A 14,692-nucleotide genomic window follows, 5' to 3' on the forward strand; every position below is an offset into this window, starting at 1 on the left:
TCCCCCTACACCGACGACTTCGGCCGTAAATTCTCATCAAACGTCAGCCGTTTCCGCTCTGGCTCAACCTCACGCAGCGGCTCTACCTGATGCATCGTCAGCTTGCAGCGTTCCACCAGCACCTGATACTCCCGCGTGCCCTGCTGCTTCCAGGCCAGCTCCTGCTCGCTCAGCTCGCGGATCGCCTTTGCCGGGCTGCCGATGATCAAATGGTTGGCGGGCATCTCCGCTTTCGCCTTCACGAACGCCGCGGCGCCGACGATACTGTTCTCACCAATGACGGCACCGTCCATCACCACCGCGTTCATGCCCACAAGCGCATTGCGGCGGATCACACAGCCGTGAAGGATCGCACTGTGGCCAATATGCCCGTCCTCTTCCACCACCGTGTCCTGCTCCGGGAAACCGTGCATGACGCAGTTATCCTGAATGTTCGCCCCGTCTTTCACCACGATACGGCCGAAATCACCGCGCAGGCTGGCATTAGGGCCGACATAAACACCTTTGCCCAGAATCACGTCGCCAATCAGCACCGCCGTTGGGTGTACATAGCTCTCGTCCGGCACCACCGGCGTCAGACCGTCAATTTGATAAACTGGCATCCTCACTCCTTATGCGCTTGTCAAACCGCCAAAGCGTTGATAGTAGAGCGTGCCGGGCACAGGCAGTTCGCCGACGGAGGTTTCGCCCTTCTCGCTGACAAACGCCAGCGCCCCCGGTGCCACACGCTGATAAATATTGATGCAGAGCTGTCGGGCGCTTTGCCCGGCCCAGTGCGCAGGCAGTAACTCCTCCGGCAGCAGCGGGTCTTTCAGCACCACACGACGATAAAAGTGGATCAGTAACAGCTGGATCTGGAAGCAGCGTTCCGGCGTCAGCTCTTCCGGCGCGGCCTCTTTCAGCAGCGGCAGCAGCGGGCGGAACGAGCTGATAAACGTCTCGTACATCGCGTTTTGCTCGGTCAACTGCCAGCACTCTTCGACCCGGGAACGCAGCGCGGCGCGGGAGAGCGCCAGCGGCGAGTGGGCTTCGAAGAAGATCACATTTTCTGCCACGCCGGCATCGTGTAGCAGGGACTGCACATCCGCCAGATGCTGCGACGGCGAGGCCATCAGGCTCGGCGCCAGCGTGCCAAACCCCTGCCAGATAAGCTGTTTTTTAACGTCGGCGAGGGTGTTTTTATCCAGCCCCTCGGAGAGCAGCAGTAACCATTTACCATCCCAGGCGGGCAGTTCCGCGCGGTAGATCTTATTCTCCGCGCGACGCGTCAGGCGCAGCCCTTTATCGCTCAGGCGGTAAAAGCTGCGCCTCCCGATGCGCGAGACGTCGAGCCAGCCCTCTTTGTTGAGGCGGAACAGCGCGGTACGCACGAAGCGTTCACCAAACCCCATACCTTCCAGCAGGGCGGCCAGACTACCGAGCCAAATCTCACCGCCGCGATGGGAAAGCGCGTCACCGTATAACGAGGAAATAAGGGATGTCCCGCTGACTGGAACGGAGCTGACCGCGTGCTGGATAAAGGCGTCGAGTTTATTCATGTGATTCATTCTGTTGTTATTTTTGTCCTGGATGAATCATAGCATAGGACCCTCACCCTGACCCTCTCCCCAGAGGGGAGAGGGGAAAAGACCGCACCGAGCAGTCCCCTCTCCTCTTTCTGGGGAGGGAAAAGACCGCACCGTACAGTCCCTTCTCCCCTTCGGGGAGAAGGTCAGGATGAGGGGGGGTGTATCAACCGTTGGCCGCCACCTTACGCAGATCAAACACCCGGCAGGCTTTGCCCTCTGAGCGCGGGATACTGCCGCAGTTCACGATCATCACGTCGGTGGAAATCCCCACCATCGACTTAATGCGGTGACGCAGCTGGTGACACACCTGGCAACGCTGCTCGTGCGTTAGCGTCAGGCTGCTCTCTTTTAGCTCCACCTTCACGGAAAGTGAATCAAGATGCCCGCGACGGTTGACCTCCAGCTGGTAGTGCGGAGAGAGGTGTTCGAACTTCACAATCTCCTCTTCCAGCTGTGACGGGAAGACGTTAACGCCGCGGATGATCAGCATATCGTCACTGCGACCGCTGATGCGGTCCATGCGGCGCATGCTGCGCGCCGTCGCCGGCAGCAGACGCGTCAGGTCGCGGGTGCGATAGCGGATCACCGGCAACGCCTCTTTGGTCAGCGTGGTGAACAGCAGTTCGCCCTGCTCGCCGTCATCCAGCGGCGTGCCATCGTTCGGGTTGACGATTTCCGGGTAGAAGTGATCTTCCCAGATGGTCGGGCCATCAACGGTTTCGATACACTCCATCGCCACCCCGGGTCCCATGACCTCCGAGAGGCCATAGATGTCCAGCGCCGTGATGCCTAAGCGTTTCTCAATTTCGCGGCGCATCGCCTGGGTCCACGGCTCGGCGCCGAAGACACCCACGCGCAGGGAACAACTGCTGGCATCGCCGCCCATCTGCCGCTCCAGCTCCTCAATCAGGTTGAGACAGTAGGAGGGCGTCACCATGATCATATCCGGCTGGAAATCGCGGATCAGCTGCGCCTGTTTCTCCGTCTGGCCGCCGGACATCGGGATCACCGTCGCCCCTAAGCGCTCGGCACCATAGTGTGCCCCCAGCCCGCCGGTAAACAGGCCATAGCCATACGCCACGTGAATCTTGTCCTTCGCGCTGCCGCCCGCGGCGCGCAGGGAACGGGCCACCAGATTGGCCCAGTTGTCAATGTCGCCTTGCGTGTAGCCGACAACCGTCGGTTTGCCAGTGGTACCGGATGAGGCGTGAATACGCACCACCTGCTCCATCGGCACGGCAAAGGTATCGAATGGGTAGTTATCCCGCAGGTCCTGCTTGGTGGTGCACGGGAATTTACGGATATCCGCCAGCTCTTTGAAATCGTCAGGGTGAACGCCCGCGGCGTCAAACTTGCGTTTGTACATCGGCACGTTGTTATAGGCGTGATGCAGCGTCCATTTCAGACGCTCGGTCTGCAGCGCCTGTAACTCGTCAATGGAGGCCGTCTCAATCGGATCAAGCTTTGTTGTATTTGTCGTTGTCATTGCAGGGTACTCACATTGAAAATTTGATCAAACACGCTCAAGGATCAGGGCAATGCCCTGACCCACACCGATGCACATCGTACACAGCGCGTACCGCCCGCCGCGTCGATGCAGTTCATTGCTGGCTGCCAGCGCCAGCCTGGCCCCGCTCATGCCGAGCGGGTGGCCAAGCGCAATCGCGCCACCGTTTGGGTTAACGTGTGCGGCATCATCCGGCAGCCCCAGCTGACGCAGCACGCCCAGCGCCTGGGAGGCGAAAGCTTCGTTAAGTTCGATAACGTCCATATCGTTAATACTGAGCCCGGCACGCTCCAGCACCTTGCGGGTGGCAGGTACCGGGCCTAATCCCATCAGGCGTGGCGCCACGCCAGCCGTTGCCATCGCCACGATCCGCGTGCGCGGGACTAACCCCTGCGCCAGCGCCGTCTGCTCGCTGGCAACGATCAGCGCCGCCGCGCCGTCGTTGACGCCGGAGGCATTGCCCGCCGTGACTACCCCGTTCTGACGGAACGGCGTTTTCAGTGCAGCCAGCTGTTCAAGCGTGGTGTCCGCACGCGGATGTTCATCCACGCTGAATTCGGTGACCGCGCCCTTTTTACCCGCTACCTGCACCGGCACGATCTCCTGCGCCAGAATGCCGTTCTGCTGCGCCTGTGCGGTACGCTGCTGGCTGCGCAGCGCAAAAGCGTCCTGATCGGCACGACTGATATTTAACAGTTCAGCTACATTCTCTGCCGTTTCCGGCATACTGTCCGTTCCGAAGTGCTGATGCATGAGCGGATTCACAAATCGCCAGCCGATGGTGGTATCAAAGATCTCCGCCTGACGCTGAAACGCGGCGGTGGCTTTGCCCATCACAAACGGCGCACGGGACATCGACTCCACGCCGCCCGCAATCAGCAGATCGCCGTCGCCCGCCCTGATAGCGCGTGCGGCAAAACCAATCGCGTCCAGCCCGGAGCCGCACAGGCGGTTGATGGTGGTCCCGGAGACCGTTTGCGGGAGCCCGGCCAGCAATGCCGACATACGCGCCACGTTGCGGTTATCTTCCCCCGCCTGGTTGGCGCAGCCGAAAATCACATCATCTATCCGCTCGAGGTCGAGCTGCGGGTAGCGGGCCAGCAGCGCACGCAGCGGCACGGCACCGAGATCGTCGGTCCTTACCGTGGAAAGCGCGCCACCGTAGCGCCCCACCGGGGTTCGAACGCCATCACAAATAAATGCATCACCCATCAGACCTCTCCTGTCACACTGCCGCCGATGCGGTGAGATTTCCCGCGAAAAAGGGCGACGGTTTTCTGTTGTTGATTATGGATCTCAATGTCATACACGCCCGTCAGCTTGCCCTGATGCTTCACCCGCGCGGTCGCGGTAAGCGTGTCCCCGGCAAAGCCCGGACGCAGAAAATCAATCGAGCAGCCTGAGGCCACCGCTGCCAGCCCCTGGCTGTTGCAGGCGTAGGCAAAAGCGGTGTCCGCCAGCGAAAACAGCTGTCCGCCATGGCAGGTGTTGTGCCCGTTGAGCATCTGCGGGGTGATGGTCATGGTCACCACCGCGTAGCCCTCGTCCATCTCGACAATGTCCATCCCCATAGCCTGCGCGCAGGCATCCCGTTCGTACATGGCGCGGGCGTTGTGCCAGGCGTTATGACTCATAGCTACTCTCCAGAAGCGCGCGCTGGCGCAGCAGTGAACAGGGGCGATAGCGTTCTTCACCATAATGGCGCTGCAGGTTCTCCAGCAGCGTCAGCAGGCGCTGCCAGCCCAGTCGTTCCCCCCAGGCGATCGGGCCGCTCGGGTAGTTGACGCCAAGACGCATGGCGGTATCGATATCCTTCTCGCTGGCCACCCCTTTTTGCAGGGCATCCAGCGCTTCATTGGCAATCATCGCCACCGTGCGCCAGATCAACAGGCCAGGATAATCGGCGATTTGCACCACCCTTTTTCCCTGCTGTTGCAGGTAACGGATGACTTTTTGCGTCGAGGTCAGGGGGTTACTGGCGGCGGCCGCAATCACCGCCACGTCACCTTCAATGCGGTCTACCACCACCACCGGGCCGCTCAGGCGTAACGCCAGGGCCTGCGCGGTTTCCCCCTGCGTTTCGATGAGATATACATCATCAATTTTTGTGACACCGTCACCTTCTTTCTCAACGCGCATCGGGCTGTAGCTGTCATCTACGGTCTCAATCCACTGTACGGTGGGTTTGTCACCCTGCCAGTCGTAAACGCCCTTCCCGCTCTTTTTGCCCAGCCTTCCAGCCAGCACCAGCTCCTGCTGCACCAGCGAGGGGAGAAAACGCCGCTCCTGCCAGAAGGCGTTAAATACCGAGCAGGTCACCGCAAAATTAACGTCCTGACCAATCATGTCGGTCAGCTCCAGCGGCCCCATCGGGAAACCGCCCCCTTCGCGCAGGGCAGCGTCAATCACCTCCGGCGCGGCCACCTGCTCTTCCAGCGCGCGCCAGGCTTCGGAATAGAACGGACGCGCGACGCGGTTGACGATGAACCCCGGCGTTGACTGGCAGCGAACCGGCTGTTTCCCCCAGTTGAGCGCCAGCTCGCACAGCGTGTCGGCCACTTCCGGGGAGGTCGCCAGCCCGCTGACCACTTCCACCAGCTTCATCACCGGCGCCGGGTTAAAAAAATGCAGCCCCGCGACGCGTTCCGGGTGGTGTACATCCGCCGCGATTGCCGTGATCGAAATGGAAGAGGTGTTGCTGGTCAGTACCGTCTGCGCCGGGCAGATCTCAGCCAGCCGGACAAACAGTGCTTTTTTCACCTCAAGACGCTCAGAAGCGGCCTCTATCACCAGCTCCGCCATTGAGAGTGCGCTGATATCAGTGACCGGGAGCAGCCGGGCGAGGATCTGTCCGCTGGCATCTGCAGAGAGTTTGCCGCGCGTGACCCGGGAAGCCAGACGCTGGCGGATCCCCTCAATGGCGCGTGAAATCGCATCAGCAGAGATGTCGTAAATCAGCACCTGATGGCCGTGGCTGGCAGCAACCTCGGCAATGCCGGCCCCCATCGTGCCGCTGCCAATCACGGCGACAGTCCGTATGTTCAACATCTTATTTCCCCGTAAAGTGTGGCGCGCGCTTCGCCAGGAAGGCGCTGACGCCCTCGCGATAGTCGTCGCTGCGCCCGGCCAGACGTTGATAGTCGCGCTCGAGATCGAGTTGAGCGTCCAGGGTGTTGGTTTCCGCGGCATTGATCGCCTGCTTGATCAGTCCCAGTCCGAAGGTCGGCTGCGACGCAAAGTGCAGCGCCATCTGCTGCGCGGTAGCGGAGAGCTGTTCGTCATCCACCACCTGCCAGATCATCCCCCAGGCCTGCGCCTGTTCGGCGCTCAGCTTGTCACCGAGCAGCGCCAGCCCCATGGCACGGGCGCGTCCGGCTACCCGCGGCAGCAGCCAGGTGCCACCGCAGTCCGGGACTAACCCGAGCTTGCTGAAGGCCATCACAAAACTGGCGGAACGCGCCGCAATCACCATGTCGCACCCGAGCGCCAGCGTGGCACCGGCTCCGGCCGCCACGCCGTTGACCGCGCAGATGACCGGCTTCGGCAGTTTTGCCAGGCGACGAACCAGCGGGTTGTAAAAGGTTTCAACGGACATTCCCAGATCCGGCGCCGGGCCGTTGGGGTCGACATTACGGTCATTCAGATCCTGACCGGCACAGAAACCGCGTCCGGCGCCGGTGATCAGCAGGCAGCGAACGGTGTCATCACGCTCAGCCTGTTTCAGGCACTCGGCGAGTTGCTGATGCATCACGTCATTGAAGCTGTTCAGACGCTCCGGACGGTTCAGCGTAAGGGTCATTACGCCCTGTTCTACATGACTGAGAATAAATTCCACAATTAGCGTCCTTTAAAGTCGGGGGTGCGTTTTTGTAAGAAGGCGTCGATGCCTTCCCGGCGGTCTTCAGTGGCAGAGAGCAGCGTAAACAGCTGACGCTCCTGGGCCAGCCCGGCCTGCAGCGGCACCTCCTGAGACTGGCGCAGCGCCTGTTTCGCCGCCTGCAGTGCCAGCGGCGAGTGGCGCGCCATCAGGCTCGCCTGCTTCAGGGCATACTCCAGCGTCAGCGCGGCCGGGAAAACGTCGCTGACCAGCCCGGCGCTCAGCGCCTGCTCTGCGGAAATGCTCTCGCCGGTCAGCACCATTTTGCTGGCCAGCGATTTACCGACGCAGCGGATAAGACGCTGGGTACCGCCCGCGCCGGGCATAATGCCGAGCGTGATTTCCGGCAGGCCAAAACGGGCGTTGTCACCGGCAATCACCACGTCGCACAGCAGCGCCAGCTCGCAGCCCGCTCCCAGCGCGAAGCCGTTCACGGCGGCGATCAGCGGTTTAGGAAAAGCGTTGATACGTGCCCACAGCTGCGGGCGAATATCGTTCAGGGTGGCAGGCAGGTCTTTCTCCGCCATTTCACTGAGATCCGCCCCGGCGGCAAAGCAGCGTTCGTTGCCGTAAATCACGCAGACAGCGACTCCGGTATCCGCTGCGGCGGCCTCAAGCTGCTCCGCCAGCTGCGTTAACAGCGCATTATTGAGGGCGTTGCGTGCCGCCGGACGGTTCAGCGTCAGCTGCAGCACGCGGCCATGACGGGTGACAGTCAGTTCGCTCATGCCATCCCCTTCGCGTCAAAATCCACGATCACATCAGCGGTAAGCGGCAACGACTGGCAGCTCAGCACATACCCGGCGGCCAGCTCGTCCGGCTCCAGGCTGTAGTTGGTCGCCATGTCCACCTTCCCGCGCAGCACTTTGCATTTACAGGTGGCGCACACGCCGCCCTTGCAGGCATACGGGAGATCCGCCCCCTGGCGCAGGGCGGCATCAAGTATGCTTTCGTCGTCCGCCGTCAGGGTTATTTCACGGTCGCGTCCGTCCTGGCGCACGGTCACTTTCTGACCTTGAGCCTGCACGTGCACCGCGCGTTTAACAGTGATTCCGGCGGTATTGAAGCGCTCAAGATGAATCGATTTATCCGGCATTCCCAGCGCCTTCAGCGCGGCTTCGGCGTCGTCCATCATCGCCGATGGGCCGCAGATAAACGCTTCGTCATACTGGCGGAAGTTGATCAGGGTTTTCGCCAGCGCCTGCAGCTTTTCCCCGTCGATGCGGCCATAAAGCAGGTCGCTGTCCAGCCGCTCCTGGCTGAAAATGGAGACCAGCTGCAGCCGCTGCGGGTATTTGTCCTTCAGGTCCGCCAGCGCCTGGCGGAACATCATGCTCTGGCTGCTGCGGTTGCCGTAAATCAGCGTGAAATGGCTGTTCGGTTCGGTCGCCAGCGTCGCGGAGATAATCGCCAGCATCGGGGTGATCCCGGAGCCTGCTGCAATCGCCAGATAGTGCCCCTCGCGCTCTGCCTGGGGTTGGTAGCCAAACTGCCCCTGGGGAACCATCACCTCCAGCGCCATACCCGCTTTGATCTCATCCCGGGCAAAGCGGGAAAAGCGACCGCCTTCGATGGCTTTAACCGCCACACTGATCTCGCCCGGAGCGCTACTCCGGCAGATGGAGTAGCAGCGGCGCAACTCATCCCCGCCCAGCGTCGTTTTCAGGGTCAGGTGCTGGCCGGGACGAAAGCGGTAGGCTTCCTGCAGCGCCTGCGGCACCGCGAACGTGATGGTCACCGCGTCGCGGGTTTCGGGTTCCACTTTTGCCACTGTTAATGAATGAAACGTTGTCATGGCAGCCTCAAATACATTTGAAATAGTCGAAGGGCTCACGGCAGGCATTACAGCGATAGAGCGCTTTGCAGGCCGTCGAACCAAATTCACTGATAAGCGAGGTGTCGGTGCTGGCGCAGCGCGGGCAGCTCACCCCGGCCGGCGCGTGCGCGTGACAGCTATGGCCCACGGGTGGGCTGATGCCGTATGCCCGCAGGCGCTCGCGCGCGTCGGCGGTCATCCAGTCGGTGGTCCAGGCGGGTTCAAGCTGGAGCACGATATGCACCGGGGTAAAGCCATGGGCGGTCATCGCGTCGCGGATCGCCCCCAGCAGATGTTCCGTTGCCGGACACCCCGAGTAGGTGGGCGTGAAGCCAATAACCCAGCCTTCCCTCTGCGCCTTCACGCTGCGCACCATGCCTAAATCGGTGATGGTGAGTACCGGCACTTCCGGGTCCGGGATCTGGCTTAACAGCGCCCAGATTTGCGGAATTTGCGCAGGCGCGATGTCGACGAGGCGTTGCATAGCGTTCTCCTTTACCACTGCTGACCGGGATACGCGCGCTGGAGATACTGCATTTCCGCCAGCATCGGACCGAGATGTTCGGTATGCAGCCCTTTCTTGCCCCCGGTGCGGTACGCCACCTCTTCGGGCACCCGCAGGCAGGCTTCATTCAGACCGGCAAAAACTTCGCTTTCCCACGGCTGACGCAGCGTGCGCGGGTCAACCGCCACGCCGGCGTCAATCAATTCCAGCTCGACGTCATCCGCCTCAAACAGCTCCGCCGTAAAACGCCACAGGTTGTCGATGGCCTGCTGCATTTTTTGCGCGGAGGTTTCGGTGCCGTCCCCCAGCCGCACCAGCCAGCCGCGGCTAAAGCGCAGGTGGTAGCGTGCCTCTTTAATCGCTTTGGCGGCGATGGCGGCAAGCTGGCTGTCGCGGCTTTGGGTCAGGCGTTCGTACAGCGCGACGTTCCAGGCATCCATCAGATACTGGCGGGCAATCGTGTCGGCGAAGCTGCCGTTCGGCTGTTCCACCAGCAGAAGATTGCGGAACTGACGCTCGTCACGACCAAACGCCAGCGTGTCTTCATCACCCTGTCCTTCCAGCCCGGCAGCATAGCTCAGGAAATTGCGCGCCTGGCCCAGCAGGTCAAGCCCGATATTGGCGAGCGCGAGGTCAATTTCCAGCTCCGGGGCGTGGCCACACCAGGCGCCCAGACGCTGGGAGAGCACCAGACCGTTGTCGCCCAGACGGAGGGCATAGGCAGTCACTGAATTCATTCTTTGCCTCACATGTGCTCGATGCCGTCGGGGAGGGTGTAAAACGTCGGGTGGCGGTAAACCTTGCTTTCCGCCGGGTCGAAGAACTCGCCGCTCTCTTCCGGCTGGGAAGCGACAATCTCGCTCGCCTTAACCACCCAGATAGAGCACCCTTCGCTGCGCCGGGTGTAGGCATCACGGGCATTTTCCAGCGCCATGCGGTCGTCGGCGGCATGCAGGCTGCCCACATGACGGTGGGACAACCCTTGTTTGCTGCGTACGAACACCTCGTACAGCGGCCAGTAGACATTGCTCATGGTTATTTCCTCTTATGCGGCCTGACGGGCGCGTTGTTTTTCAGCATGTGCCAGCGCGGCTTCCCGCACCCATGCCCCCTCTTCCCAGGCTTTACGCTTGGCCGCCAGGCGTTCGTGATTGCAGATCCCGCGTCCGTTAATGACCTCTTCAAACTCCTGCCAGTCAATCTCACCGAAGCGGTAGTGACCGCTCTCTTCGTCAAAGCGCAGATCGGGATCGGGCACCGTCATGCCCAGCATCTCCACCTGCGGCACTGTGTTGTCGACAAAGCGCTGGCGCAGTTCGTCATTACCGAAACGTTTGATTTTCCAGGCCAGGCTGCGGGCGCTGTTCGGCGAGTTGTCATCGTTCGGCCCGAACATCATCAGCGCCGGCCACCAGAAGCGGTTGATGGCGTCCTGCAGCATCTGGCGCTGGGCCTCGCTCCCCTGCGCCAGCGCCATGCAGGCTTCAAAGCCCTGACGCTGGTGGAAGCTCTCTTCTTTACAGATTTTCACCATCGCCCGGGCATAGGGCCCGTAAGAGGTGCGACACAGTGCCACCTGGTTGACGATGGCGGCGCCATCTACCAGCCAGCCAATCACGCCGATATCGGCCCAGCTCAGGGTCGGATAGTTAAAAATGGAGGAGTACTTCATCTTGCCGTCGAGCATCTTCTGGTAGAGGTCTTCCCGCGCACAGCCCAGCGTTTCGGCTGCGCTGTAGAGGTAGAGCCCATGTCCGGCTTCGTCCTGCACCTTCGCCAGCAGGATCGCCTTTCGACGCAGCGTCGGCGCGCGGGTGATCCAGTTCCCCTCCGGCAGCATGCCGACAATTTCGGAGTGCGCATGCTGTCCAATCTGGCGGATCAACGTCTTACGGTAGGCATCAGGCATCCAGTCCTGAGGCTCAATCGCCGTCTCCTGCGCTATGCGCTGCTCAAACCGTTGTTCTTGCGTCACGTCATCACCTTTATGATTCGTTAGATTGCAAACTAAAGTGTAATGCTGAATCACTTTGTTTTTTAAAAGTTACACAAAGGTTAAATATAACCCCAAGAATTGTTTCCTGGTTTTGTGATGTCGCTCGCAAGGCTTTACCTGAGCCCCTCTCATCACTGCGATGTGAGCGCAATGATTCGTCATTCCGGATCACAATGTTAACAATTCATTAAAACTCAGCTTGATTTTTATGATTCACGATCAAACTATTAATAGTGAAATTACGTAACATTTGGAGATAAGCGATGCAGCAGTTAGCCAGCTTCTTGTCCGGTACCTGGCAGTCTGGCCGGGGAGGTGAACGCACTATTCATCACGCCATCAGTGGCGAAGCGCTGTGGAGCGTGACCAGCGAAGGGCTGGATATGGCAGCCGCCCGACGCTATGCGATTGAGCGCGGCGGCGAAGCACTTCACGCGATGACCTTTATCGAACGTGCGGCCATGCTGAAGGCGGTGGCAAAGCACCTGCTTGGTGAGAAAGAGACGTTTTATGCCCTCTCCGCCCAGACCGGGGCGACGAAAGCAGACAGCTGGGTCGATATTGAAGGCGGCATCGGCACCCTCTTCACTTACGCCAGCCTGGGCAGCCGTGAACTGCCGGATGACACGCTGTGGCCGGAGGATGAACTGATCCCACTGTCAAAAGAAGGCGGCTTTGCGGCGCGTCACGTTCTGACCTCGAAGTCCGGCGTGGCGGTGCATATCAACGCCTTTAACTTCCCCTGCTGGGGGATGCTGGAAAAACTGGCGCCGACGTGGCTTGCCGGCATGCCCGCCATTATCAAACCCGCGACCGCTACCGCGCAGGTCACGCAGGCGATGGTGAAATCCATCGTGGACAGCGGACTGGTGCCGGACGGCGCCATTAGCCTGATCTGCGGCGGCGCGGGCGATCTGCTCGAACAGCTCGACAGCCAGGACGTGGTCACCTTTACCGGCTCCGCCAGCACCGGACAAAGCCTGCGCGTGCACCCCAACATTGTGGCGAATTCCATTCCATTCACCATGGAGGCCGACTCCCTGAACTGCTGCGTGCTGGGTGAAGACGTCACCCCGGAACAGCCGGAGTTCGCCCTGTTCATCCGGGAAGTGGTGCGTGAGATGACCGCCAAGGCCGGACAGAAATGTACCGCCATCCGCCGCATTATCGTCCCGCAAAACCAGATTCAGGCCGTCAGCCAGGCGCTGATTGCGCGGCTGGAAAAGGTGGTGGTGGGCGACCCGGCGCAGGAAGGGGTGAAGATGGGCGCGCTGGTCAACGCTGAACAGCGCACGGACGTGCAGGAGAAGGTGAATCAGCTGATCGCCGCTGGCTGTGAGATCCGTCTGGGTGGAAAAGCGGATATGCAGGCCGCTGGCGCATTCTTCCCACCGACCCTGCTGTTCTGTCCGCAGCCGGATGAAACCCCTGCGGTCCACGCGACAGAGGCTTTCGGCCCGGTTGCAACTCTGATGCCATATCGCAATGCACAGCACGCGATGCAGCTTGCCCGCGCCGGCGGCGGCAGCCTGGCGGGAACGCTGGTTACCGCCGATTCGGCCATTGCCCGCCAGTTTATTGCCGGTGCGGCGCGCGCCCACGGCCGTATTCAGATCCTTAACGAGGAATCCGCAAAAGAGTCTACCGGCCACGGCTCCCCGCTGCCGCAGCTGGTTCACGGCGGTCCGGGCCGCGCGGGCGGCGGCGAAGAGCTGGGTGGACTGCGCGCGGTGAAGCACTACCTGCAGCGCACCGCAATCCAGGGCAGTCCGACCATGCTGGCCGCCATTGGTAAACAGTGGGTGCGCGGCGCAACGGTGCAGGAAGATCGCGTGCATCCGTTCCGCAAATACTTCGAGGAGCTGCAGCCGGGCGACAGCCTGCTGACGCCGCGTCGTACCCTGACGGAAGCGGACATCGTGAACTTTGCCTGCCTGAGCGGCGACCACTTCTATGCCCATATGGACAAGATCGGCGCGGCAGAGTCGATATTTGGCGAGCGCGTGGTGCACGGCTACTTCCTGATCTCCGCCGCGGCAGGCCTGTTTGTCGACGCCGGCGTCGGGCCGGTTATTGCCAACTACGGTATGGAAAACCTGCGCTTTATCGAGGCGGTGAAACCGGGCGATACCATTCAGGTACGTCTCACCTGCAAACGTAAAACGCTGAAGAAACAGCGTACCGCAGAGGAAAAACCCACCGGCGTGGTGGAATGGGCGGTTGAGATTTTCAACCAGCACCAGCAGGCGGTGGCGCTCTACTCCATTCTGACGCTGGTGGCACGCCAGCAGGATGATTTTTAATCCGCAGCAACACCACCTGCAGAGAAAAGGACTGGATGGATTTGGTTAAGCAAACCATCCAGTCAACGTAGTCTGGATAAGTTACAACCAGAAACATTAAGCAAATTGACCAGATAGTTAGCATGGTTATTATTTAATGCCGGGAATGTTCCCTGATTAAATTACATGGAAGATTAATAGATTATGGCAATTCCTGTTTACCTTTTCTTAACTGACGATGGCGGCTCAAAAATCACAGGCTCGGTAGATATTCGTAACCGTGAGGGAAGTATTGAAGTCACTGGCCACCCCCTTAATACTGCAGAATTCAGGTGCTATCGCATTAATAATGCCGGGCAGGAAGTCGAATATGCATCTCGATAATATTCACGTCGTTTCTGTTACGCGATTGATGCATGACACTAAAGACCCGACAAAAGAAAAACACAATCATCTTGAAGTCGTGGAACTACGCAACGATAAAAGAACCTGGACATATTGCGACGGTAACGTGCAGTTCGTGGATAGCGGAATAGATTATGCGCGACGGTCGGGTTTTTAACTGGCGAGCCGGGATAGTGGTTGTCATTTTCCTGGTGTTTATCATGTATCCGTTCCGTAATCTTTTCACCGTGTATGAAAATATTCAGGAAAAGATTAGCGTTAACGATCAATTAACTCTCTATATCACCCAGGTTGAAGCGAGTTCTTTATCCAAAAATACGTTTCACTTTTATCTCTATGATGCGAGAAAAAGCACTGAAGAGTTTATGTCTCACCTGTCAGACATCAAGCCTGTCATGATTACCAACGATGCTAAAGCCACTGCAACGGTTACCAACGGAGAAATTTATCTACGCGTTCGCGGAAATATTTACGCTTTCACTGCAGTTGGGTTCGATGTACCTATTCATCTCGATAGATCCGCTGACTGATCGCATGGGGTCGTTATCACGGGGATGTGATGTATCCTCGCTCTTTTTTTAACCTGGCAAGACTGACAAATAATCTGGCAGATGCAGGCAAACGCTTTTCTCATGCGCCTGTCAGGATAAGGCTATCACAACAGAATATACCCTAAATAATTCGAGTGGCAGGAAGGCGGCAAGGGAACGAATCCCCGGGAGCGTACACAAGTACG

The 14,692-nt window shown here is 59.7% G+C and carries 15 protein-coding genes and 1 pseudogene; 3 read left to right on the plus strand and 13 right to left on the minus strand.

The window, feature by feature from the left end; translation table 11 throughout:
* Positions 1–5: 5 nt before the first annotated feature.
* The 13 genes from paaY to paaA form a co-directional block, all read right to left on the minus strand.
* Complete coding sequence (gene paaY, locus LDK53_RS01055) at positions 6–602, minus strand: phenylacetic acid degradation protein PaaY (RefSeq protein WP_059385330.1); 597 nt, start codon at positions 600–602, stop codon at positions 6–8.
* A gap of 9 nt (positions 603–611) precedes the next feature.
* Positions 612–1,547 (minus strand): phenylacetic acid degradation operon negative regulatory protein PaaX, encoded by a 936-nt coding sequence (paaX, locus tag LDK53_RS01060; protein ID WP_025757961.1) that lies wholly within the window; start codon positions 1,545–1,547, stop codon positions 612–614.
* 184 nt (positions 1,548–1,731) lie between these two features.
* Entirely contained in the window at positions 1,732–3,054 is a 1,323-nt protein-coding gene (gene paaK / locus LDK53_RS01065; RefSeq protein WP_225283364.1) for a phenylacetate--CoA ligase PaaK, read from the minus strand.
* Positions 3,055–3,081: 27 nt separating this feature from the next.
* Complete coding sequence (gene pcaF / locus LDK53_RS01070) at positions 3,082–4,287, minus strand: 3-oxoadipyl-CoA thiolase (protein WP_225283372.1); 1,206 nt, start codon at positions 4,285–4,287, stop codon at positions 3,082–3,084.
* Positions 4,287–4,709, minus strand: a complete 423-nt coding sequence (gene paaI / locus LDK53_RS01075) for a hydroxyphenylacetyl-CoA thioesterase PaaI (RefSeq protein WP_225283374.1) — start codon at positions 4,707–4,709, stop codon at positions 4,287–4,289. Before paaI ends, pcaF begins: the two co-directional genes overlap by 1 nt.
* Positions 4,699–6,123 carry a 3-hydroxyacyl-CoA dehydrogenase PaaH gene (gene paaH, locus LDK53_RS01080; protein WP_225283376.1) on the minus strand — a complete coding sequence of 475 codons (1,425 nt, stop codon included), beginning with the start codon at positions 6,121–6,123 and terminating at the stop codon, positions 4,699–4,701. The genes paaI and paaH overlap by 11 nt, the downstream gene beginning before the upstream one ends.
* A 1-nt stretch (position 6,124) precedes the next feature.
* Positions 6,125–6,913 carry a 2-(1,2-epoxy-1,2-dihydrophenyl)acetyl-CoA isomerase PaaG gene (paaG, locus tag LDK53_RS01085; RefSeq protein ID WP_025757967.1) on the minus strand — a complete coding sequence of 263 codons (789 nt, stop codon included), beginning with the start codon at positions 6,911–6,913 and terminating at the stop codon, positions 6,125–6,127.
* The gene (gene paaF / locus LDK53_RS01090; protein WP_225283378.1) at positions 6,913–7,680 is read right to left on the minus strand and encodes a 2,3-dehydroadipyl-CoA hydratase PaaF; all 768 of its coding nucleotides are present in this window, start codon (positions 7,678–7,680) and stop codon (positions 6,913–6,915) included. Before paaF ends, paaG begins: the two co-directional genes overlap by 1 nt.
* Positions 7,677–8,747 (minus strand): 1,2-phenylacetyl-CoA epoxidase subunit PaaE, encoded by a 1,071-nt coding sequence (gene paaE / locus LDK53_RS01095; RefSeq protein ID WP_225283380.1) that lies wholly within the window; start codon positions 8,745–8,747, stop codon positions 7,677–7,679. The genes paaF and paaE overlap by 4 nt, the downstream gene beginning before the upstream one ends.
* A gap of 7 nt (positions 8,748–8,754) precedes the next feature.
* The gene (gene paaD / locus LDK53_RS01100) at positions 8,755–9,252 is read right to left on the minus strand and encodes a 1,2-phenylacetyl-CoA epoxidase subunit PaaD (RefSeq protein WP_225283382.1); all 498 of its coding nucleotides are present in this window, start codon (positions 9,250–9,252) and stop codon (positions 8,755–8,757) included.
* Between the two features lie 11 nt (positions 9,253–9,263).
* Positions 9,264–10,010, minus strand: a complete 747-nt coding sequence (paaC, locus tag LDK53_RS01105; RefSeq protein WP_095449705.1) for a 1,2-phenylacetyl-CoA epoxidase subunit PaaC — start codon at positions 10,008–10,010, stop codon at positions 9,264–9,266.
* An 8-nt stretch (positions 10,011–10,018) separates the two neighbouring features.
* Positions 10,019–10,306 carry a 1,2-phenylacetyl-CoA epoxidase subunit PaaB gene (paaB, locus tag LDK53_RS01110; RefSeq protein ID WP_025757972.1) on the minus strand — a complete coding sequence of 96 codons (288 nt, stop codon included), beginning with the start codon at positions 10,304–10,306 and terminating at the stop codon, positions 10,019–10,021.
* 12 nt (positions 10,307–10,318) lie between these two features.
* Positions 10,319–11,248 carry a 1,2-phenylacetyl-CoA epoxidase subunit PaaA gene (gene paaA, locus LDK53_RS01115; protein WP_047958490.1) on the minus strand — a complete coding sequence of 310 codons (930 nt, stop codon included), beginning with the start codon at positions 11,246–11,248 and terminating at the stop codon, positions 10,319–10,321.
* Positions 11,249–11,532: 284 nt separating this feature from the next.
* Here paaA and paaZ point away from each other — a divergent pair, with 284 nt between their 5' ends.
* From paaZ to LDK53_RS01130, 3 genes and pseudogenes are all read left to right on the plus strand, one after another.
* Entirely contained in the window at positions 11,533–13,572 is a 2,040-nt protein-coding gene (gene paaZ / locus LDK53_RS01120) for a phenylacetic acid degradation bifunctional protein PaaZ (RefSeq protein ID WP_225283392.1), read from the plus strand.
* A gap of 183 nt (positions 13,573–13,755) precedes the next feature.
* Positions 13,756–14,113: pseudogene (locus LDK53_RS01125) on the plus strand (type VI secretion system tube protein Hcp).
* Positions 14,091–14,486, plus strand: a complete 396-nt coding sequence (locus LDK53_RS01130; RefSeq protein ID WP_095440735.1) for a hypothetical protein — start codon at positions 14,091–14,093, stop codon at positions 14,484–14,486. The pseudogene LDK53_RS01125 and the gene LDK53_RS01130 overlap by 23 nt, the downstream one beginning before the upstream one ends.
* The last annotated feature ends 206 nt before the right edge of the window (positions 14,487–14,692 follow it).

The organism is Enterobacter sp. K16B (genome assembly GCF_020216105.1).
GTDB classification, from domain to species: domain Bacteria; phylum Pseudomonadota; class Gammaproteobacteria; order Enterobacterales; family Enterobacteriaceae; genus Enterobacter; species Enterobacter sichuanensis.